The following is a 21,581-nucleotide window of genomic DNA, read 5'->3' on the forward strand; positions in this document are numbered from 1 at the left end:
ACGAAGTGTCTACTTTTTAGTTTAAGACCATTCCTAGCTCTTCTAGTGGATAGAATCCAACGTAGCTGCCGGGAACCACACTTTGGGTCTGTTTTTACTGGATAAATCCAACGTGCGAGTAAGGAACGCATGACGAAGGTGTGACGAAGGTGCACCGAACGAACAATAACGACACAACAAAGATAGGATGAACGCTCAAGCAAGGCACAACGCAGAAGGTACAACGAGGGTATAACGAGAACGCAACGAGCACAACGAAGATACGATGAACGTTTGAGCAAGGCACAACGCGGAAGGCACGCCGAGTGAGGCCACAACCAGGCCACAACGAACACAATAAAAAGCCGCCCCTAAGGGCGGCCCTCCAAACCATTTTACACGCCAACAACCGTCACTTGCTTGCCATTCTTCTGCAAGCGGTCGACCGTCTTGCGGACGGCGAGGTTCGCCGTATGATCCCATACCTTCGTGCCGGAGAGGTCGATGCGGACCTCCTCCGCTTCGCAGTCATGCTCGATCCGCTCCTCCAGCTCGGAGGCGGAGGCGAAGAACAGCTGGCCGTGCACGCGGTACGTCCGCGTTGATCCATTCCATTCGTCTTGAATATGCACCTTGGAAGCTTTTACCGCGAATCCGATAAAGCTTACGAACACGCCGGCAACTACGCCGATCGCCAGATCATGCGTGAGCAGCACGGCGCCAACCGTCACCAGCATAACGACAGTCTCGCCAAGCGGCAGACGGTTCATGCGGAACACGGAGCTCCAGTCGAAGATTGCGATGCATACCATCAGCATAATGCCCACCAGCGCAGCCATCGGCACAAGCGCCAGCAGATCGCCAAGCAGCACGACGAGCAGCAGGAGGAACAACGCCGCGACGAGAGTCGACAAGCGGTTTTTACCGCCCATTTTCACGTTAAGCACCGATTCCGCGACCAATGCGCAGCCCGCCATCCCGCCGAAAAATCCGGCAACGATATTGGCAATGCCCTGCCCCTTCATCTCCCGGTTCTTATCCGTCTTCTCCCCGGTCATCTCGTCCAGCAGGTTATGCGTGAGCATCGTCTCCGTATAACCAACTACCGCAAGCGACAAGGAGTACGGGAGAATAATCCAAAGCGTATCCAGGCTGAACGATATATCCGGCAGCAAAAACGACGGCAGCGAAGCGTCAATCGCGGCGATATCGCCGATCCGCGTAACATCCCCCATGCCAAGCGCCCATACGGCCAGCGTCAGCACCACAACCGCAATCAGAGGCGATGGAATCGCCTTAAAGAAACGAGGAACAAGATAGATAATGCCAAGAGTTACGGCAACAAGCGCGTACATGGCCCAGGACTCGCCTTTGAAATACCGCAGCTGCGACATGAAAATCATAATCGCCAGCGCGTTAATGAACCCCGTCAGCACGCCCGAAGGGACAAACCGCATCAGCTTACCAAGCTTAAACACGCCCATCAGGAACTGAATGACGCCCGTCAGCACGGTTGCCGCAAACAAATACTCGATGCCATGCTCTTTCACCAGCGTCAGCATAAGAACGGCCATCGAGCCGGCCGCAGCCGAGATCATGCCCGGTCTGCCGCCCAGACACGTAATAACAAGAAGTATACAAATCGAAGCATAAATGCCCACGACTGGCGGGACTCCAGCCATAAACGAGAAAGCAAGAGAATCCGGCACAAGCGCCAGCGTTGCCGTAATGCCGGCCAGTATGTTCATTCTCGCGTTACTCGTCCACTGCTCCCGCCATGAAGTCTTCAAACTCATGGTTCACCTCAACTAATCTATGATAACGTCCGACCAGGCCACCCCGGTCCGGCACCTCATCCTCGAAACGAAACGACAAACAAAAAGACCAGCTCAACGAGCCGGTCATTCGACTATCTTCATGATACCCTGCTCTTCCGCAAAGGGTCAATCCCAAATGAAGGGACGACCATAAGCGGCCGCCCCTTCCCAACATAAAGCTTTTTAGTATCCTTCGCCTTGTCCGCCAGTCACAATCGCTACGCTCGAGCTTGCACCGATCCGGCTTGCGCCTGCCTCAATCATCTTGAGCGCAGTCTCCAGATCGCGAACGCCGCCGGAAGCTTTTACGCCCAGATCCGGACCAACCGTACGACGCATCAGCGCGATATCTTCCGCCGTAGCTCCGCCTTTGCCAAAGCCCGTCGACGTCTTCACGAAGTCCGCTCCCGCTTCCTTGCAGATCTCGCAGGCACGTACCTTCTCTTCGTCGGTAAGCAGGCCAGTCTCCAGAATTACCTTCAGAACGGCTTTCCCTTTGCACGCCAGCACTACGCCTTCCACATCATGCTTCACGCCTTCGAAGTCGCCGGACTTGATCAGGCCAACGTTGATTACCATATCGACTTCCGTCGCGCCATTCGCAATCGCGTCCTTCGCTTCCTCAGCCTTCGCAAAGGTCGTAGTCGCTCCAAGCGGGAAGCCTACAACCGTAGTGATGCCAACGCCGGAGCCCGCTAGCTCCTGCGCCGCAAGCGCGACATAACCCGGATTCACGCAAACCGTTGCAAAATGATACTGCTTCGCTTCTTCGCAAAGCTTGATAATCTCTTGTTTCGTCGTTTCCGCTTTCAGTGCAGTATGATCAATGTAAGCAGCTACTTCCCCCGCCGACAGATTTTTTTGATTACTCATACCCATCCTCCAATATTTATCTACTCTATTATCCTTTGAACTCCAGCAAGTGCTGCGCCGTAACCTGGTCGGTTATTAGCGTATTTGTATACTGGCCGTTTAATGCGCCGTATATCGCTTCCACTTTGCTTGGTCCTCCGGCAACAAGAACGGACCATTCCTTCTTCTTCAGCTCGTTTAAGTCTATGCCGATTGTGCGGTGATCCAGCTCCTCGCTGCATAGCTGCCCGTTAATATCGATAATCCGGGAGCAAATATCGCCAACGCCGCGCGATAAAATAATGCCCAGATCCTCGTCGGAAAAATAATTCGCGCGGATCAGGACCGAATCTTCCGTCGGCGCCCCTACCGTGACAACCGCGATATTGGCCTGCTTGCCCATATCGAGGATTTTGCGAATATGCCTGTCCGCTTCAATCGCGTGCTTCACGACCGCATGATCCACAATCGCCGGCAGCGGAATCAAGTATGGCGATGTCTGATACGCCTTCGCGAACAGCTGCGCAATCTCATACGCATACGTATTCGTCTCGGAATGGCTTACGCCGCCGTTCAACTGCACAACCTTTACCTTCTTCGTATGCTTGTTCGGCAGACGGGTAGCCACTTCATATAATGTTGTTCCCCAAGTGACGGCGATCGTATCGCCATCTTGTACCGTATCGTTCAGAAAATTAGCCGCAGCCTCGCCAATGACCTTCTTGACCATGGCGTCCTCGTATTTCGGTACGGAAGCTACAATCGCTTCCTTCAGGCCAAAGCGTTCCTTGAGCATGCGGGCGCGTTCCCGGTTATCGGAGGCCGGGTCCATAATGCGAATCTGCACGATGCCGTCTTCCTTCGCCTGCTGCAGAAAACGCGAAACCGTCGGGCGCGATACGCCCAGCTTTTTCGCTATCTCCTGTTGATTGTAGTCAAGCTCGTAATACATACGGGCCGCTTCAAGCATTTTCACCCGTTTATCACTTAGCTCCTCCATCCGTCTTCCCCTCTCGCAGAGTTGCCTTTAAGTTATGAGAATATGATCGAATTAATATGACAATATTTCAGGACTATTATACGTGCACCTACCAGCCAGAGCAACAGCCGGCTATATTTAACGCCAAGTTTTGACATTTGTTCAAGGAACTAGTGTAACTATTGTGCACAGGGGGATGAAATAACGATGTCGAAAGCTAGGAAAGATGGACGAATAGAAAAAGGACTTACGACTCAATTTGCTAAATTTTCAGATAATTTACAAGAATTTGAAAGGAGATCCCTTCCAAATACCGAATACGTACTGTCGATAAAAGAAAAATATACAGTGGAGGGATACGATGCTTATCAAGCTTAGAAAAATGAAGTGGGCAGCGGGGACGCTGCTTACCGCATCGCTTTTTGCTGCGTCTGTCGGCGTTGTGGCAGCAGCAGACGAAACGGCAGTACCCGCTTCCGCCAAGCACATCACTCTTCTGCACACGAATGACATGCACGCGCGCGCCGTGGAAGGAACCTCGGGAGAAATGGGCTATGCCAAGCTTGCCGGCATTATCGACAGCTACCGCAAGGCTAATCCGGACAGCCTGCTGCTTGATGCGGGCGATGCTACGCACGGGACTACCTTCGCCACGCTGGTGAACGGCGAGAGTGTCGTACAGGTGATGAACAAGATGGGGTATGACGCCTTTGTTCCGGGCAACCATGACTTCAACTATGGCTACAAGCGGCTGCTTGAGCTTGAACAGATGATGAAGTTCCCGGTTCTCAGCGCAAACGTTAAGGTTGCTAAAGACAATACGTCCTTATTCAAGCCTTATATTATTAAGGAAGTGGATGGCGTGAAGGTGGGGATCTTTGGCCTGACAACGCCGGAGACCGCTTATAAGACGCATCCCAAAAACGTAGAAGGCTTAACCTTCTCCGATCCAACCAAAGAAGCTCAAGCTATTGTGGACGAGCTCAAAGACAAGACCGATGTCATCGTTGCAGTGGGACACATCGGCCAGGATGCCTCCAGCGTTGATACAAGCCTGAAGATCGTCAAAGCCGTAGACGGCATCGACGTTTTTATCGACGGGCATAGCCACACCGTGCTGGAGCATGGCCTTACGGCCGGCCATGACACGCTGATCGCAAGCGCCGGCGAATATACGAAGTACTTGGGCGTTGTGGATCTGTGGGTAGACGGCGGCAAAGTCGTGAAGAAGGAAGCGAAGCTCGAGAACAAAGATACCGCGGCGAGCATCACGCCTAACGCCGAGATTTCGGATATGGTCGCCTCTATCCAGAAGAGCCAAGAGACCATTCTCGCTGAAGAAGTGGGCACGGCGAGCGTAAAGCTGGACGGCGAACGCGAGCAGGTCCGAACCAGCGAGACGAACCTCGGCAACCTGGTCGCCGACGCGATTCGCGATGCGGCCGGAGCCGATGTTGCCATCACCAACGGCGGCGGCATCCGCGCCTCTATCGACGAAGGCACCATTACAAAAGGCGAGATCATTACCGTCCTTCCGTTCGGCAATCAGATCGTATCGCTGAAGGTCAAAGGCGCCGATATCAAAGCGGCTCTCGAGACCGGCGTATCCGACTACCCGAATTCGAAAGGCGGCTTCCCTCAAGTATCGGGCATTACCTTCAAGATTGACGTAGCCAAGCCAAAAGGCCAACGCGTCCACTCCGTGACCGTTAAGGGCAAGCCCTTAAACGAGAAAGCCGATTACCTGCTGGCAACAAACGACTTCATGGCTGCCGGCGGCGATGAATACACGATGTTCAGCCCGTATCCGCAAGCCGGCATGTACGGTTCGCTGGATGAAGCGCTGATCGCTTACATCGCCAAGCTGGGCACCGCGAATCCGAAGGTGGAAGGCCGCATTACGGCGGCAGCAACTCCTGTTGTTGCACAGCCAAAACCGGAGCCGAAACCAGATCCGAAGCCGGAACCTAAGCCAGTGCCGAAGCCAGAGCCGAAACCGGAACCTAAACCGGAGCCGGCAAAGCCAGCCGTCTATGTAGTGAAGCAAGGCGATACGCTCTGGGCTATCGCCAAGAAGAATAACACCACCTGGCAGAAGCTTCGCGACCTGAACCATATCAAGAACCCGAACCTTATCTACCCGGGGCAAAAAATCAAGCTGCCTGCTGCATAAGCAGCAGAGCAACAAGGGCTGTTCCTCTGGGAACAGCCCTTGTCTTGCACCTGAATGATAAACGCTCCGCCTACGCTGCACGAAATGCAGCATAATGGAGCATTTGAGCCAAGTAACTCGTCTTATCCTGCACGAATTGCAGCATATTCGTCCAAAAGCAGCCGTTAAAGGCTGATTTCGCACAATATACTGCATTCCGTGCAGTGTATCGCTCGAGTAGCCCCCATTCTCGCCCGGTATGCTGCACTTCGTGCAACACAAATCCCTAAACTAGCTAGCTTTAAGTACCACCGTCCGCCTACGTTGCACGAATTGCAGCATAATGGAGCATTTGAGCCAAGTAACTCGTCTTATCCTGCACGGAAAGCAGCATATTCGCTCAAAAGCAGCCGATACTGGCTGATTTCGTGAAATATACTGCATTCCGTTCAGTGTATCGCTCGAGCAGCCCCTATTCCCGCCCGGTATGCTGCACTTTGTGCAACATAAATCCCTATACTAGCTAGCTTTAAGTACCACCGTCCGTCTATGTTGCACGAAATGCAGCATATTGGAGCATTTGGGCCAAGTAACTCGTCTTATCCTGCACGGAATGCAGCATATTCGGCCGAAAGCAGCTTGATACTAGCTGATTTTCGCGAAATATACTGCATTCCGTGCAACGTATCGCTCGAGCAGCCCCTGTTCTCGCCCAGTACGCTGCAATTCGTGCAACATAAATCCCTATACTAGCTAGCTTTAAGTACCACCATCCGTCTATGTTGCACGAAATGCAGCATATTGGAACATTTGGGCCAAGTAACTCGTCTTCTCCTGCACGGAATGCAGCATATTCGGCCGAAAGCAGCTTGATACTAGCTGATTTTCGCGAAATATACTGCATTCCGTGCAACGTATCGCTCGAGCAGCCCCTGTTCTCGCCATTATGATGCACTTCGTGCAACATAAATCCCTATACTAGCTAGCTTTAAGTACCACCGTCCGCCTACGTTGCACGAATTACAGCATATTGGAGCATTTGAGCGAAGTAACTCGACTTATCCTGCACGGCATGCAGCATATTCGCCCAAAAGCAGCCGATACTGGCTGATTTCGCGAAATATACTGCATTCCGTGCAGCGTATCGCTTGAGCAGCCCCTATTCCCGCCCATTATGCTGCACTTCGTGCAACATAAATCCCTAAACTAGCTAGCTTTAAGTACCACCGTCAACCTACGTTGCACGAATTGCAGCATATTCGTCCGAAAGCAGCCGATACTAGCTGATTTTCGCGAAATATCCTGCATTCCTTGCAGCATATCTCCCGAACAGCCCTTATTCCCACCTATACGTTGCACTTCGTGCAACGTCAGCCCACAGGGGCTTCTAACAAAAAGAGCGGTGCCCTAGGCACCGCTCTTTCCAAATCCAAGTTACCCTTGAGCCCGCGCGCGCTGGCGGCTCAGGTAAATGAAGTATACAGCTAGATAAATAACGTACAGGATACCCGACAGCAGGAACATCGTCGTGTAGCTTGTCGCGGTTACGACTACGCCGAGCAGAATCGAGCCTAGCCCGATCCCGATATCGAAGAAGTTGTAATATGTCGCGGTTGCGACGCCGCGGCGCTCCGGCTGCACCAGGTTGATGACCCAGGCCTGCAAGGCCGGGAACATCGCGCCAAAGCCCGCGCCGTAGAATACGCCGGCGAGCAGCAGCATCGCCATCGAATCGGTGTAATAGAGCAGGACGCAGCCAATCATACAAAGGATCGCCGTGGGGAACAATACCCAGAACGGCCCTTTCCGGTCGAACAACGGACCGCTGATGAACCGGATCAGCACCTCGCTGATCGCCACCACCAGGAAGAAGTAGCCGGTCTGCGTTATGCCGATGTCCTTGGTGAACAGCGTTACGAAGCTGAGCATGCCACCGAAAGCAAAGCCAACCAGCGAGCCAAGCATCGAAGGCACAAGCACCTTCGGCTCGATAATCTCAGCCCATGGAGAAGGCTTCGCCCCTGCCGCATGAAGCTCCGCTGCAGCAGCCGCTTCAGCCGCGGCAATCTCGACGGATTGGGCGCCTTTTTGCCGAACCAGCAAGGTCAGCACCAACGTTATCGCGAGGAAGACCACTCCGGCTCCGAACAAGCCAGCATAATCGTATTGATCGAGAAGCCATAAGCCAAGCATGGGTCCGATCGAGAAGGAGACGGCATTGCCCATTGCAAAATAGCCCATCCCCTCTCCCCGCCGCTCGGCTGGAATCGCATCGGATACTAGCGTGCCGTACAGGGCCGTAGCAATACCGAAGCCAAAGCCATGAACGACGCGAAGCGCAAGCAACGCCGAAATCGAGTTGGCCGCATAATAACACGCCATTCCGATAAGGCAGATCGTTACGCCGATCAGGAGCAATTTGCGCTTGCCGAAACGCTTCAGCCCGATGCCAATGAGCAGACGCGACACAACGGCCGAGAATGTGAAGATACCCAGCATCATGCCGATCTGCGAGCCGCTGCCCCCCTTCTCATCCGCGAAGAGCGGAAGGGTCGGAAGCAGCATTTCAAGACCGAAGAATAAGAATAAGTTAGACAACGCCAGCAGAATGAAATTTTTCGTCCAGAGCTTTTCCGCCGGTTTCATTAAAATTTACGTTCGATCAGCTTGAAGTCATCGTAATGGAAACCCGGTGCTACGATGCAAGACACCAGAACCGGCTCATCGCCAAGCGGACGCGCCATCTGCCATTCGGTTGCGGGAACAAGCGCCTGCGGATGCTGGCCATTCGCAACGTCGCCTCCAACGATAATCTCTTTGCGCACCTCGGGGTTCTCGCCCGTGCCGCCCAGCGTCAGCATAAGCGGACTGCCGGAATGCCACAGCCACAGCTCATCCGAATGGACCGTATGCCAATCCGAGAACTCCTCCGGATGAAGCAGGAAATAAATCGAAGATGCCGCAAAGCGCGGTCCGGAATACGGCTCGCCCAATACCGCCTGCGGAATTTCAAAATTCGCCTTCCAAATCTCCTTGTACCAGCCGCCCTCCACATGAGGCTTCAGTTCAAGCGCCGCTACCAGCGGGGATATTTCTTTTACAGTAGTTGCCGACAAAAATGCCCTCTCCTCTCTATCTCTCGCACTATCTTTTTGTTAGGTTCAGTCCAATGTACTATGCAATGCCCCGATCGTCAATGCGCGACTTGTGGATGCAAGGCCTCTTTCTCCCAACCGCACCACATCCGGCAACAAAAGAAGTCTGCCCCTGCGGCAGAAGGCAGAAAGAACGGTGAACCGTTCCAGCTGCTGCGAGGGCAGACTCTCTGTCCTTCACCATCCGTCAAGCCGGATAGTTTCGAATACCGAAATCAATCAAATCATAGATACCGATGATATTAATGACCGCCATCACGCCTAGCAGCAGCCCATACACGCCGAACTTCAGCGGCTCTACCCGGGCAAGCAGACGATTCGCCAGCTTAAAGATCAGCGCGAAGAGCGCCCATGAATAATAGAAGGAATACAGAATCAGTCCGTTCTCCTTGGTCCCCCAGCCTACGGCGAACAGAATCACGAAGGAGAAGGCGAGCCAGAACATGCAGATCTGCGCAAACCGGTCTTTGTAGTGAAGCAGGAAGCCGATGACAGCCAGCACCAGAATGATTAGGCCAACCATATTAAGCGAATCTACAATTCTAAGCTGATAGGAGGCATGCTCGTAGGTTGTCCGGTCTTCGCCGGCGCTTGGCCATACGAAGCAGGAGGCGAAGAAGTTAACGTACTGATACCATTTGTCGAGCGTCGTCACTTCCGCACCGGAGAAAGCCATCAGTCCCTTGTACTCCGTATGGGTCTCGAGAATAACCGGAAGCTGTCCGAAGAGCGTAGCCGCAGCGAGGAACTTGAAGGCGTTCACCGCCATATCCTTGATCCATTCCTTAAGCTTCCTCGCCTGCGACAAGAGCGGGAACAGGATGCCCGTCGTCACAAGGGAACCTACCGCGCCAATGAAGAAGAAATCCCTCCTCCCCCACTGGAACAGATACGAGTAGATGAATAGAATCAGCCAGAATACCGCGAATATGTACTGCTCGATATTAAACATAAATAACAGGAACGGATAGGAGAAGGACAGGAACAACAGGAAGAAGACTTTGTCCATCGACTGCAGCTTCATCATTCTCGCAAGCAGAATCATGGCGAACTGCATCACAATCACATGGATGATCTGCATCATAATCGGATAGCTGTTCGGGATAAAAAAGAGCACCTTCGACAGGATCATCGCAATCAGAGCGAACGGAGCGGCATACAGGCCAAACAACGGCTGACGGATATCATTCTCGTACGTGCCGATATTCAGGAATGCATTGCTCTCCACCTGATCGATCGAGTCCGCCGTATACACGACGTCGTACGGGATGATCTTGCCTGCCGCGTCATGCGCTCCGTAAAACACGTTCGTCAGGTTATAGATAATCAGGATGGCAGCCGCCATAACGACGCTTGCGATAATCCAATACCGCCTCTCCAGCCGGTCCAAGCCCCCGATCAGTTCCTTCGCCGTTGCATAGAACTTCGGCAGGAACCAGCAAAGCACCAGGAACACGGCAGTTAGCGAGCAGACCCCCAAAGCAATAGAGATCACCTTATCGTTGTGACCGCCTATGTCGACGCCGATACGATCAAGGATCTCGCCGGAGAGCATGCTGTACTTGATGTACGAGTATTGCGTCAGGTAATACACGCCGATAAGCGTAAACAAGGCGGCGAAGAAAATCCGTCCGGCACTCAGCTCCCGGGTTACCTTTTCCACGACCCGGCGCTTATACGTTAACCAATACAATAACAAGAGCGAGCATAACAGGCCGATAAGCACATTCACGGCCGTTCCCCTCAACGTAAGCAGGGCCGTCATGCAGACTCCCGAAGCAATAAACAGCAGACGAAGAACCGAACTTCTGACTGGCATCTTGACTCCTCCTAATATGGCAACTCAACTCTTATACCGGATAATACTCCGCTCCAAACCGAATCAGATCGTACAGGCCTTGGGCATTCAGCCCGATCATGACGATAAGCAGCAGGGCATGAACGGAATATTTCACCCAGTGGTTCCGTGCCAATAGCTTATCGATCAGCATGTAGAGCAGAGCCATGAAAGCCCATGAGAAGTACAAGCTGTACAGAATAAGTCCGTTCTCAGCCGTTCCCCAGCCCACCACGCACAGCATAAGGAAGGAGAAGCTCACCCATAGGACGCAAATTTTCATAAAACGGTGCTTGTAATGCAGCAGGAAGCCGGCTACGGCCAGAATCATCAGTACCAAGCCGAGAATATTCAACGAATGAACCGCATGAAGCTGATAAGATACATGCTCGAAGGTTGACCGGTCAACGCCGGCGCCGGGCTTCACGAAGCAGGAGGCAACAAAATTCACATACTGCAGCCATTTGTCCCCGGAACTGATGGCTGCCCCCGTAAACTCCATGTTCTCCTTGAACGACGAGACGACCTCAAGCAACAAGGGCAATCGTCCGAACAGGATCAGGATCACAAGCGCCTGCAGCGCCACCTTGCCCGCATCCTTCACAATTCCCTTTAGCTCCTTCGACCTCGACAACAACGGGAACAATACCGCGCTTGTCAGAAGCGAGCCCGCCGCACCGATGAAATAATACACCTTCGGCCCCCAGCCGAACTGGCAGGAATAGAGGAAGAGAATTAGCCAGAATAGCGAGAAGATATACTGCTCCATATTCAGAGAGAACATCAATACCGGATAAGACGCATTCAGGAACAACAGGAGAATCAACTGATCGATGGACCTCAGCTTCAGCATCCGGCTGATCAGAACCATCGCCATCTGCAGCAGGAATACCTGAATGATCTGCATCATAATCGGATAGCTGTACGGAACGAAGAAGAGCAGCTTCGAGGCGACCATGCCAACAATCGCGAATGGCAAAGCGAACAGGCCGAACAGCGGCTGCTTGAGATCGTTTTGCACGGAGCTGATGTTCAGGTACACGTTGCTGTCCACCAGATCCGCCGTATCGGTCGTGTACACGACGTCGAATCGGACAATCTCCCCGCTCTGATCACGGGTCTCGTAGAACACGCTGCTCACGTTAAACGCGATAATCACGACAACGGCAAGCAAGGCCGTGGAGAAGATCAGGTACCTTTTCTCCAGCTTGGTCAAATTTCTTGCGAACTCCAGAGCCACCGCGGCCAGCTTAGGCCACAGCAGATAGACGCATAAGAACAGGAAATAGAAAGCCGCGATTCCCACGATAATCGAGATCGCCGCGGCAATCTCGTCGCCGTACGGCATATAGCCCGTATCCCGGAGCATTTCCCTCACGTTCTTCAGCGTTCTCTGCTTGTAGAAATAGTCAATCATGCTGACGTCGATCGCGGCAGCAAAGAGAAGAGGCAGAAGGCTGTCCTTCTTCCGAATGGCCGGGATCACCTTGTCGAGATACCCGGACTTATAGGCTGCCCAGCACAAAATAAGAAAGGAGCACACAACGCCGATTGCGACATGGAAAGCCGTGCCTTTTAAAGAGACAAGCCCCGTCATCGCCGTTCCGGATAGGATAAAGGCTCCTTTCATCAGATGCGCCCTGGCAGTTACCGTAGTCATATGTAAGCTAGCACTCCTAACCTTGGAGACATCAACATGATCTGCGACCGAATGCGGATAAGCCATGCGTTAACCCGCGATTCCGTATAGAAGATAACCGAGCAGAATGCCCAGCAAGAGACCCCCGACGATCTCGAGCCGCGTATGTCCCATGCTCTCCCGTAATTTTGTAGGCTGGACAGCCGAAGAATCCGATGTCATCAGGTTGATGGCTACCGCATGGCGCCCGACCGCCCTCCGGAGCCCTGTAGCATCGATAATGACGATAAACGTAACGGCGGAGGCAAGAGCGAACATCGGGCTGTTGAAGCCCTCCGACAAGCCGATCAGCATGGACGGCGTCGTCACCACCGTCGTATGCGTGCTTGGGAATCCGCCGTTGCCGACGCGCTGCTTCGCTTCCTTGCCGAATCGAATGTAATTGATTGCGAATTTCAAGACTCCGGATACGAACCACCCGATGAGAGGTGCCAGAAAATAAGGCAGAACAACCACTCCCCGCTATGCTCTAGATATGAAGGCAATACCGCCCACGATGAGGACAAGCCCCGCGATTTTGTACGTATTGATGGATTCGCCGAAGAAATAATAAGAAGCCACCAGCACGATAATATAAGCCAGGCTGACAAACGGATACGCGTAGCTGAGATCCACCTTGCGCAGCACGAACATCCAGATCAGCGCGCTCGCCCCGTACAGGAAGATGCCGCCGGCATTATAGAAATTGAGCATGCGCAGCGGCCCGGACATCGACTCGTTCGGATGCATCGCTCCGAACTTCAGCAGCACCTGCCCCGCCGCGCCCATAATAACGGACACCAGAATCCATATCATATTCCACATGAGTATCACCACTTATTCCAGGAAGAGTAGAATCAAGATTACCGAAATACCGTAGAGCACAACCGTAACCAGAATAGGCTTATCCTCGAGCAGCACCTTATCCGGCTTGCCGCCCTTCCCTTCCATATGGACCAGATACAGGTAACGGAATACCCCGTAGATAACGAACGGAATCGTCCACATCAGTTGAACCGTCCGGCCGGAGGTGAAGGTGAACAGCGAATAAGCCATAATCGTAGCGGTCGTAACGATGTTGCTCATCTGGTCGAGCAGCTGAATGGAATACTTCTCGAGCACCTTCCGGTGCCCCTCCTTCTCGTTCTGAAGAAGGAAGATTTCATGCCTCCGCTTGCTGATCGCAAGGAACAGGGATAAGAGCATCGTGCAGACGAGGAACCAAGGCGTAAGGGGAACATCAATCATTAATCCGCCGCCGATCGCGCGAAGCACGAAACCGAAGGCGATGATCATCACATCCATAATTACAACATGCTTAAGTCTCATGGAGTAAGCGACATTCATGAGGAAGTACACAAGAAGCAGTCCGCTGAAGAGAGGGTTGAAGATAAAGGCCGTTGTAAGTGAGGTCGTGAGGAGCAGGAAGCCGAATACCAAAGCGACATAAGGGTTAACCGCGCCCGAAGCGATAGGTCTATACCTCTTCTCCGGATGGTTGCGGTCGGCTTCCCTGTCGAAGAAGTCGTTAAGGATATACACGCACCCGGATACGAAGCAGAATAGGAAAAATCCGATGATAGCCTGCCAAAACAACGACCAGTGCAATAAGCTCAGCGAGAATACGGGAGCCGCGAATACCAGCGCATTCTTCGTCCATTGTTTGGGCCTAAGAAGCTTAATTAATGATATGGGGACGCCTGGATGGGTCTGGGCCAGGCTTTTGCCCATTTGAATTTCCGGTTCCAAGTCCTCTACCTCCTCCAACGATCTCTCTAAGAGATTAACTTGGGGCTATCGTAACATTATTAATGCCATTAAATGTAGCATTTTTGCGAAAAAAAGTTACAGAATGGAGCAAAATTTTCGTAAAAAGGGGCCTGCCGCGTTGGCAAGCCCTATTCGTACCCCTATAATGCTCCAAATTGCGCCTGATGCAAGCGGCTGTAAATGCCTCCCGTTGCCACAAGCTCCTCGTGACGGCCTTCCTCGGTGATGCCGTTCTCGGTCACCACCACGATGCGGTCCGCGTTCTTGATCGTCGCCAGACGATGCGCAATGACCAGCGTTGTCCGGCCTTCGGACAGCTCGGCCAGCGACTGCTGGATCGCCTGTTCGGTCTCGGTATCAAGCGCCGAAGTCGCTTCGTCCAGGATCAGGATCGGCGGGTTCTTCAGGAACATGCGGGCAATCGCCATCCGCTGCTTCTGGCCGCCGGACAGCTTCACGCCCCGCTCCCCGACAACCGTATCGAGTCCGTCAGGCTGAGACAGGACAAACTCTTGCAATCTCGCGCGGCGCGCCGCTTCCATAATATCCGCGTCGGATGCGCCAAGCTTGCCGTACGAGATGTTGTCGCGAATCGTACCGGCGAACAGGAACACATCCTGCTGCACGATGCCAATCTGCTTGCGAAGCGATTCCAGCTTCAGATCGCGAATGTCGTGACCATCCACCGAGATGCTGCCTCCATCTACTTCATAGAAGCGCGGCAGCAGACTGCAGAGCGTGGTTTTGCCCGCACCGGACGGACCAACGAACGCGATGGTCTCGCCCGCGCGGATCGACAGGCTGATATCCTTCAGCACCTTCGCTTCGCCTTCGTAACCAAACGTCACGTTCCGGTATTCGATATCCCCATGCAGACGGTCAACCGCCTTCGCATTTGGAGCGTCAGCTACATCCGGCTCGGTCTCGAGCAGCTCCACGTAACGGCGGAAGCCCGCGATCCCGCGCGGATAGCTTTCGATAACGGCATTAATCTTCTCGATCGGCTTGAAGAAAATATTCGTCATCAAGACAAACGCAACGAATTCCCCGTAATGCAGATTGTCGTTGATAACGAACCAAGTACCGGCAAGCAATACAAACAGCGTAACCAGTCTCATCAGGAAATAGGTGATCGACGAGTTGAGACCGATGATTTTGTAAGAGATCAGCTTCGCTTGACGGAACCGGCTGTTGTTGCCTGCGAACAGCTTGCTCTCATGCTTCTCGTTCGAGAAAGCCTGCACGACGCGGATACCGCCAACGGTATCCTCGACGCGGGCGTTAAAGTTGGCCATATCCCCGAAGAGACGGTGGGAAGCCTTCGTCATCTTACCATTGAAGTACAGAACAAGCACCAGAATAATCGGCACGACGATAAACGTCATGATCGTCAGCGGCAGGTTAATGTACGCCATAATGCCGAACGCGCCAATCAGAGTCATAACCGCAATAAACATATCCTCCGGACCATGATGCGCCACTTCGCCGATCTCGAACAGATCGTTCGTCATACGCGAGATCAGATGGCCGGTCTTCGTATTATCGAAGAAACGGAAGCTAAGCTTCTGCACATGATCGAACAGCCTCTTGCGCATATCCGTCTCGATATTGATGCCCAGCATATGTCCCCAATACGTCACGACAAAGGACAGGAATGTATTCAGCACATAGACGGCGAGCAGAATCGCGCAGGCGCCGATAATTAACTTCAGATTCCCTTCCGGAAGAAGCGTATCAATGACATGGCTGACCGCCAGCGGGAAGCATAGTTCCAGAACAGCCAGAACGACCGCACAGCAGAAGTCGAGCAGGAACAACTTACGATAAGGCCTGTAATAAGCAAAAAACTTCTTAAGCATCTGGATCTCCTTTTTTCGAAAAAATATAAGCTAGCAAGATTATTCATCTATCAGACTTATATTTCACCGCGAAAACATAGGCTGCTCCTCCTATTGACGAAGCAGCCTTTTTTCACCAGTTGATAATCATTATCATATATGGGATGGGCATGACTGTCAATTAATTCGGGTTCACTTGAACCGCCGCTTGCTTGCCGCTCAGTTGAATGCCGGACTGCTTCGTTCCATACGGCTTCAGATCAGCTAGCAGCTGCTCCAGAAGCTCCTTCGCTCTAGCTCCCTCTTTGCCTTGAATGCGGATGACCAGCTGAACCGCGTTGCCGGATTCCAGCATTTTCACCGCCTGACGCAGCTTCGTGTCGTAATCATGCTGCTCGATATCCACGCTAAGCCGAAGCTCCTTCACCTTCGCGGGCTGATCCTTCATCTTCTCCGCACGCTTCTGCTGGCTCGCCTGCTGCTTGGCGCCGCCGCGCACGATCAGCTTGCATGGAGGCGGACTGCTCATCAGCGATTCGCAGACGAGATCGACCTTCAGCTGCTTCGCCATCTGAAGCGCTTCATCGCGCGACACGATGCCAAGCGATTCACCGTCGAGACCGGTGAGGCGTACCTCGGCTGCTTTTATTTTCTCATTCATAATTAACATAAATCGTATAACCCCCGTCTACTGTCTGTTAGGCCTCCAACGTTGCGCCCGAGCCTCCCGCTCCGTTATGCGAGACGGCTGCCGGCTTCTCCTGGCCCGTCGTCATGAACTTCTTCTGTCTCCACCGTCTAAGCACCCATATGCCGCGGATGTATTCGTCCATAATCATGCACGCATAGATACCCACAAGTCCCCATCCCAGCGTTATCCCAAATATATAAGAAAGGATAGTCGCGATCAAGGTCATCGAAGTAATCGAGGTCCACATCACGTAACGGGTATCGCCAACCGCGTTCAGCGCGTTGCCGATGCCCATGTTGAGCATTTTGCCCGGCTGCAGCAGCAGGTTCATCCCCAGCAGGGAAACGCCCATCGCGATAATCTCCGGATCGTTCGTGAAGATCTTGAGAATCGTACCGCCGATCAAATAAAGCACCAGCGCGTTCACCGTTACGATCGCAAGCCCGATCCAAAGCGCGCGGTAAGAGTTCTTGTAAGCCTCCTGCACCTTCCCGGCCCCGAACAGATGCGCGATCTGAATCTGAAGCGCAAGCGCAAGCGAATAACCAAGCATGAAGCAGAACGACTCCAATGTATTCATATACGTACGCGCCGACAGCTCCACCGATCCAAGCTGCGCGATATACGTATAGATAAGAAGCTGGGAGAAGACCCAGCAGGACATGTTAATGCCAAGCGGCCAGCCAATCTTCAGAATTTCCTTGAACAGCTTGCTGTCGAACAGCTTGAAGTCGCGAAGCGAAATCTGGCGTTCGAACGCGCCAAGGAACATGATCAGGAGCACAATAACCGCAAGCAGGCGGCTGATGTCCGTCGAGATCGCAACCCCCTTGAGTCCCCACTGCGGAAATCCGAATTTACCGAAAATAAAAGCGTAGTTCATCCCGACATGCACGATATTCATGCCAATGGCCGTATACATCGGGCCTTTCGTATTGCCCGTATTACGGATCGCATTGCTCAGCGCAGCCATAATGGCCACAAGCACCATCCCGCCGCCTACAATCGAAATATACGTTTTCGCAAGCGGCAATAATTCATCCGGCAGATGAAGCGCGGAAGCGATCGGCCCCGGGAACAAATACAGAAGCACGCTGATTCCAAGCCCTATAATCGCGCTGACTTTAACAGCCATAATCGCAATCGTCCGGGCATCTTCGTTCTTCCTCATCCCAATCCGCTGCGCGATCAGAATACCCGCCCCGCTCGCAACCGTCATGAACAGCGTCATCAAGGCGCTGAACAGCTGCGTCGAGAAGCCGACGACGGCAACCGCATTATCCGAAATCTTGCTCACCTGCAGCGTATCGGCTGCCCCTAACAGAAATTGCAAGAATAACTCAATAAATATCGGCCATGCAAGCATCCATAGCGAAAACTTGTGATGTTCACGCTTTTGCATTTTATAATCCTCCCGAGCGTACACATGCTGCAGCCGATGTTTAAGTAAACGGCAACTCCAATACGCCACTATATTAGTCATGCAATTTCATATTATAGATGCTATACTTCGGATAATGTATCAGTTTTACAACCGAAACTTTCAAAATTCAAACCTCCGTAAGGGGTATAAAAAGGTGCCGCTATGACCCTGTTTCATTTTACCGTTCCGCCGCTTCCGCACTACATTGCATCGGGCTATACGAAGAGCTCCGCCGGGTTCAAGCATCCCAGCAGATACCGGATTGGCGTATTCGATTTGCTTGTCGTTACGGAGGGCTGTCTCTTTATGGGGGAGGGCGATTCCACGTTTGAGGTACGAGCTGGGGAGGCTTTAATCCTGGGGCCGGACAATCATCATTACGCGACAAAAGCATGCGAAGAGCCCTCCGCCTATTACTGGCTTCACTTCCAGACAACGGGACGGTGGGCGGCTTCGGAGGAATATGCACCGCGGATTATTCAAGGCAGGGAGCCGCATGGCTTAAATCCCCAAATTTTCACTACGCAAACCTTCATCAAGCAGGTGCCGCAATACACCAGGCTGCTTCAGCCCGCCAAGATCGTCGAGCAGATCCAGCAGCTGATGGAGCTCGGCCACGGCAACCATCTGGGCAGCGTCAGCTGGAAGCAGCAGGTGCTGTTCCAGGAAATTTTCGAGCAGCTGTCCGCCTCCATCGAGACGCAAGGCACAACGCCAACGTCGCAATGCGCGGAGCTCGCCGCTTCGTATTTAAGGAAGCATTACCGCGAGGATATTAAGGCGCAGCAGCTTGGCGAGAGCATCAACTTCCACCCCGTCTATATCGCCAGATGCATGCAAAAAGAATTCGGCTGCTCGCCGTTCGACTTCCTGCTGCGCTTCCGCATTCAGCAGTCGAAGTTGCTGCTGCTGCAGACGAACTATACGATCGCAAGGGTGGCCGAAGAGGTCGGCTTCAACTCCGCCGCCTACTTCACCTCTTGCTTCGCCAAGTACGAGGGCATATCGCCGCGAAAATATCGCCAGCGCTTCTCGCATGGCTGAAGCGCATGGCTGCTGCATCAACAGTCGCGGCGGTCGGAAACCCGGCCGCTACTGCTGATGCGCCTTGATCAGATCCGTCTTCAGCTGCCAAGCCTGCTCGCTTAGATGAACCGGATACAGATCCGGGTTCAGCTTGCGGAGAATCTCCGGCCGGAAGATGCTGAGCTGATGCTCGTGGTAGCTGCGGATCTCCTCCAGAGGCGGAAGCTTGTATACGATCTCCCCATCCACCACGATCGGCTTCAGCAGAGGTACCGCTTCATAGTCGCTAATATAGCGCTGAATATACGGATGAACCGGATCAAACAGCTTGATCCGCTCGCCGTTCAGAATATCCGTCTCTTCATGTAACGTCATATAATCCGCTTCGGCAAGTCCCGTGGACCTGTTCATGATCCGGTACACGTCCTTCTTGCCCGGGGCGGAAACCTTCTCGGGATTGCCCGAAATCTTGATGACCGGTATGTATTGTCCGTCGCACTTGCGGGCGGTCAGCTTGTACACGCCGCCAAGCGACGGCTGATCGGCTGCCGTAATGAGCTGCGTGCCAACGCCCCATGTATCAATCCTGGCGCCTTGCGCCTTCAGGTTGAAGATCAGCGTCTCATCGAGGTCGTTCGAGGCTACGATCTTCGCATCCTGCAGCCCTGCGGCATCCAGCATCTTCCGCGCTTCCTTGGACAGATAAGCCAAGTCGCCGCTATCGAGCCGGATACCGCCAAGCCGCTTGCCGATGCTCTCCAGATAGCGGGCTGTCTTAATCGCATTGGGTACTCCGCTTCTCAGCGTGTCGTACGTATCCACGAGCAGCGTAACGCCGTCCGGCAAAGCCTTGGCATAGGCCAAGAAAGCTTCCTCCTCGGATTCATGCCCCTGCACCCAGGAGTGAGCATGCGTTCCCTTAGTCGGGATGCCGAACATCATGCCGGCATGCATATTAGAGGTAGCATGGAAGCCGGCAATATAAGCCGCGCGCGCTCCCCATACCGCCGCATCCGCCTCCTGCGCCCGGCGCGTCCCGAACTCCAGCAGAATATCTCCCGATGCGACCTGCTTGATCCGCGAAGCTTTCGTCGCGATCAGCGTCTGGTAGTTCATGAAGTTCAGCAGCGCCGTCTCTACCAGCTGCGTCTCGAAGATCGTGCCTTCTACCCGTACGATCGGTTCATTGGGGAACACTAGCGAGCCTTCTTCCACCGCATGCACCGTTCCCTTGAAGCGGAACTGCCGGAGCACCTCCAGGAAGCCCGGATCATAATTCTCCTCCTGCTTCGCCAGGTAAGCGAGCTCCTCTTCCCCAAACTTCAGATGCCGGATGAATTCCACGATTCTCTCGAGGCCAGCGAATACCGCATAACCGTTGCCGAACGGCAGCTTGCGGAAGAAAGCCTCGAATACGGCGCCTTCCCCGTCCGTGCCGTTTATCCAATGGGCGTACATCATATTAATCTGATATTTATCCGTATGAAGCGTTAAGTTATTAGCACCGTCCACTACTCCTCGACACACCTCTCTAGTTGTTCTTACTCACAGCATATCCATAATAAGCAAAAACAACAGCCTTCCGCCACATCAGCGAAAGGCTGCCGCTATTGCTGCCTGCTCTAGAACTTCCGGACGAACCGGTATTCCTGCCTCCGGCGTCTTCGTTCAAACCAATAATTAATTGAAATACAGATGATCAGGCCAATGCAGCCGCCCGTCAAATCCACAATCACATCCGTCGGATTCCCCGTGCGTCCGACCTTGCTCAGCTGATTCGTCTCATCAAGCGCCGCTATCCCGCCCGTCAGGATCAGCGCCATTATAACCGGCAGCACCATCTGCCTGCGTGCCATCAGATTGCGGATGAACATGTACAGCGATACGCATAACACGGCGTACATGAACAAGTGCGCCCCTTTGCGAAAGAAAAACTCCACGAAGCCGTACGGATCTTTTTTGGCCACAACCGTGCTGCCATGATACGTAATGGAGGTATCCGGAAGCTTCTGAGCCAGTTCTTCCTTGGTTACCCATTTATTCAACGTCGGCTTGATGGACTGCTGGTTATACGATTCAGACGATAATGTAAAAATGAAAAATATCCAACAAAATACGACAAAAAACCATATTATAGAATTTTTTCTATCCTTTTTTAACATTTTTCTTCAACACTCCTTCGACACAATCCGTTCCACCCTTTATCTATCTCTGGTCAGTTATTGTATCAGATTCATGAAGGAAATGGAAATCTACCTCTCATCCTACGAAAAACAAGACTAAGGTAATGTAAATTTGAGTAAAAAGTCCTATAAACTCTTGTTTTTAACATCCATTCTTTGGTATTATACAAATATATGAAACTTGTTAGTTTTTTATTAGGG

18 protein-coding genes are annotated in these 21,581 nt (G+C 52.8%); 3 read left to right on the forward strand and 15 right to left on the reverse strand.

Annotation, left to right across the window (positions count from 1 at the left end; translation table 11 throughout):
• Window positions 1–374: 374 nt before the first annotated feature.
• The 3 genes from CFI03_RS25505 to CFI03_RS25515 form a co-directional block, all read right to left on the reverse strand.
• Entirely contained in the window at window positions 375–1,775 is a 1,401-nt protein-coding gene (locus CFI03_RS25505; RefSeq protein ID WP_248760685.1) for a SulP family inorganic anion transporter, read from the reverse strand.
• 204 nt (window positions 1,776–1,979) lie between these two features.
• Window positions 1,980–2,669: a deoxyribose-phosphate aldolase gene (gene deoC / locus CFI03_RS25510; RefSeq protein WP_248760686.1), complete on the reverse strand. Its 690-nt coding sequence runs from the start codon at window positions 2,667–2,669 to the stop codon at window positions 1,980–1,982.
• Between the two features lie 28 nt (window positions 2,670–2,697).
• Window positions 2,698–3,648, reverse strand: a complete 951-nt coding sequence (locus CFI03_RS25515) for a sugar-binding transcriptional regulator (RefSeq protein ID WP_127498054.1) — start codon at window positions 3,646–3,648, stop codon at window positions 2,698–2,700.
• Between the two features lie 186 nt (window positions 3,649–3,834).
• On the opposite strand from CFI03_RS25515, the gene CFI03_RS25520 reads away from it, so the two are divergent.
• Entirely contained in the window at window positions 3,835–4,005 is a 171-nt protein-coding gene (locus CFI03_RS25520) for a hypothetical protein (RefSeq protein WP_248760687.1), read from the forward strand.
• The gene (locus CFI03_RS25525; protein ID WP_248760688.1) at window positions 3,989–5,800 is read left to right on the forward strand and encodes a 5'-nucleotidase C-terminal domain-containing protein; all 1,812 of its coding nucleotides are present in this window, start codon (window positions 3,989–3,991) and stop codon (window positions 5,798–5,800) included. The genes CFI03_RS25520 and CFI03_RS25525 overlap by 17 nt, the downstream gene beginning before the upstream one ends.
• Before the next feature lie 1,413 nt (window positions 5,801–7,213).
• Here the strand turns inward: CFI03_RS25525 and CFI03_RS25530 are convergent.
• From CFI03_RS25530 to CFI03_RS25575, 10 genes are all read right to left on the reverse strand, one after another.
• Complete coding sequence (locus CFI03_RS25530) at window positions 7,214–8,425, reverse strand: MFS transporter (protein ID WP_248760689.1); 1,212 nt, start codon at window positions 8,423–8,425, stop codon at window positions 7,214–7,216.
• A complete protein-coding gene (locus CFI03_RS25535) occupies window positions 8,425–8,895 on the reverse strand; it encodes a cupin domain-containing protein (protein WP_248760690.1) in 471 nt (156 codons plus the stop codon). Before CFI03_RS25535 ends, CFI03_RS25530 begins: the two co-directional genes overlap by 1 nt.
• Window positions 8,896–9,121: 226 nt before the next feature.
• Complete coding sequence (locus tag CFI03_RS25540; protein WP_248760691.1) at window positions 9,122–10,753, reverse strand: hypothetical protein; 1,632 nt, start codon at window positions 10,751–10,753, stop codon at window positions 9,122–9,124.
• A gap of 31 nt (window positions 10,754–10,784) precedes the next feature.
• The gene (locus CFI03_RS25545; RefSeq protein ID WP_248760692.1) at window positions 10,785–12,431 is read right to left on the reverse strand and encodes a hypothetical protein; all 1,647 of its coding nucleotides are present in this window, start codon (window positions 12,429–12,431) and stop codon (window positions 10,785–10,787) included.
• A 69-nt stretch (window positions 12,432–12,500) separates the two neighbouring features.
• Window positions 12,501–12,917, reverse strand: coding sequence for a divergent PAP2 family protein (locus tag CFI03_RS25550; protein ID WP_248760791.1), 417 nt, complete (start codon window positions 12,915–12,917; stop codon window positions 12,501–12,503).
• A gap of 15 nt (window positions 12,918–12,932) precedes the next feature.
• The gene (locus CFI03_RS25555) at window positions 12,933–13,274 is read right to left on the reverse strand and encodes an EamA family transporter (protein ID WP_165930789.1); all 342 of its coding nucleotides are present in this window, start codon (window positions 13,272–13,274) and stop codon (window positions 12,933–12,935) included.
• A gap of 12 nt (window positions 13,275–13,286) precedes the next feature.
• The gene (locus tag CFI03_RS25560) at window positions 13,287–14,180 is read right to left on the reverse strand and encodes a decaprenyl-phosphate phosphoribosyltransferase (RefSeq protein WP_248760793.1); all 894 of its coding nucleotides are present in this window, start codon (window positions 14,178–14,180) and stop codon (window positions 13,287–13,289) included.
• 179 nt (window positions 14,181–14,359) lie between these two features.
• Window positions 14,360–16,078 (reverse strand): ABC transporter ATP-binding protein, encoded by a 1,719-nt coding sequence (locus CFI03_RS25565; protein WP_248760693.1) that lies wholly within the window; start codon window positions 16,076–16,078, stop codon window positions 14,360–14,362.
• Between the two features lie 160 nt (window positions 16,079–16,238).
• On the reverse strand, window positions 16,239–16,727 hold the full coding sequence (gene infC, locus CFI03_RS25570; RefSeq protein WP_248760694.1) for a translation initiation factor IF-3: 489 nt from the start codon (window positions 16,725–16,727) through the stop codon (window positions 16,239–16,241).
• Between the two features lie 28 nt (window positions 16,728–16,755).
• Complete coding sequence (locus CFI03_RS25575) at window positions 16,756–18,150, reverse strand: MATE family efflux transporter (protein WP_248760695.1); 1,395 nt, start codon at window positions 18,148–18,150, stop codon at window positions 16,756–16,758.
• A 183-nt stretch (window positions 18,151–18,333) separates the two neighbouring features.
• Between CFI03_RS25575 and CFI03_RS25580 the strand changes: the two genes are divergently transcribed.
• Window positions 18,334–19,215, forward strand: a complete 882-nt coding sequence (locus CFI03_RS25580) for an AraC family transcriptional regulator (protein WP_127498074.1) — start codon at window positions 18,334–18,336, stop codon at window positions 19,213–19,215.
• A gap of 48 nt (window positions 19,216–19,263) precedes the next feature.
• Here CFI03_RS25580 and CFI03_RS25585 read toward each other — a convergent pair whose 3' ends face one another.
• Together CFI03_RS25585 and CFI03_RS25590 are read right to left on the reverse strand one after the other, a co-directional pair.
• On the reverse strand, window positions 19,264–20,709 hold the full coding sequence (locus CFI03_RS25585; protein WP_349292498.1) for a nicotinate phosphoribosyltransferase: 1,446 nt from the start codon (window positions 20,707–20,709) through the stop codon (window positions 19,264–19,266).
• 110 nt (window positions 20,710–20,819) lie between these two features.
• A complete protein-coding gene (locus tag CFI03_RS25590; RefSeq protein ID WP_127498078.1) occupies window positions 20,820–21,359 on the reverse strand; it encodes a VanZ family protein in 540 nt (179 codons plus the stop codon).
• Between the last annotated feature and the right edge of the window lie 222 nt (window positions 21,360–21,581).

This window comes from Paenibacillus sp. ATY16, from assembly GCF_003399985.2.
GTDB lineage: Bacteria > Bacillota > Bacilli > Paenibacillales > Paenibacillaceae > Pristimantibacillus > Pristimantibacillus glycanilyticus.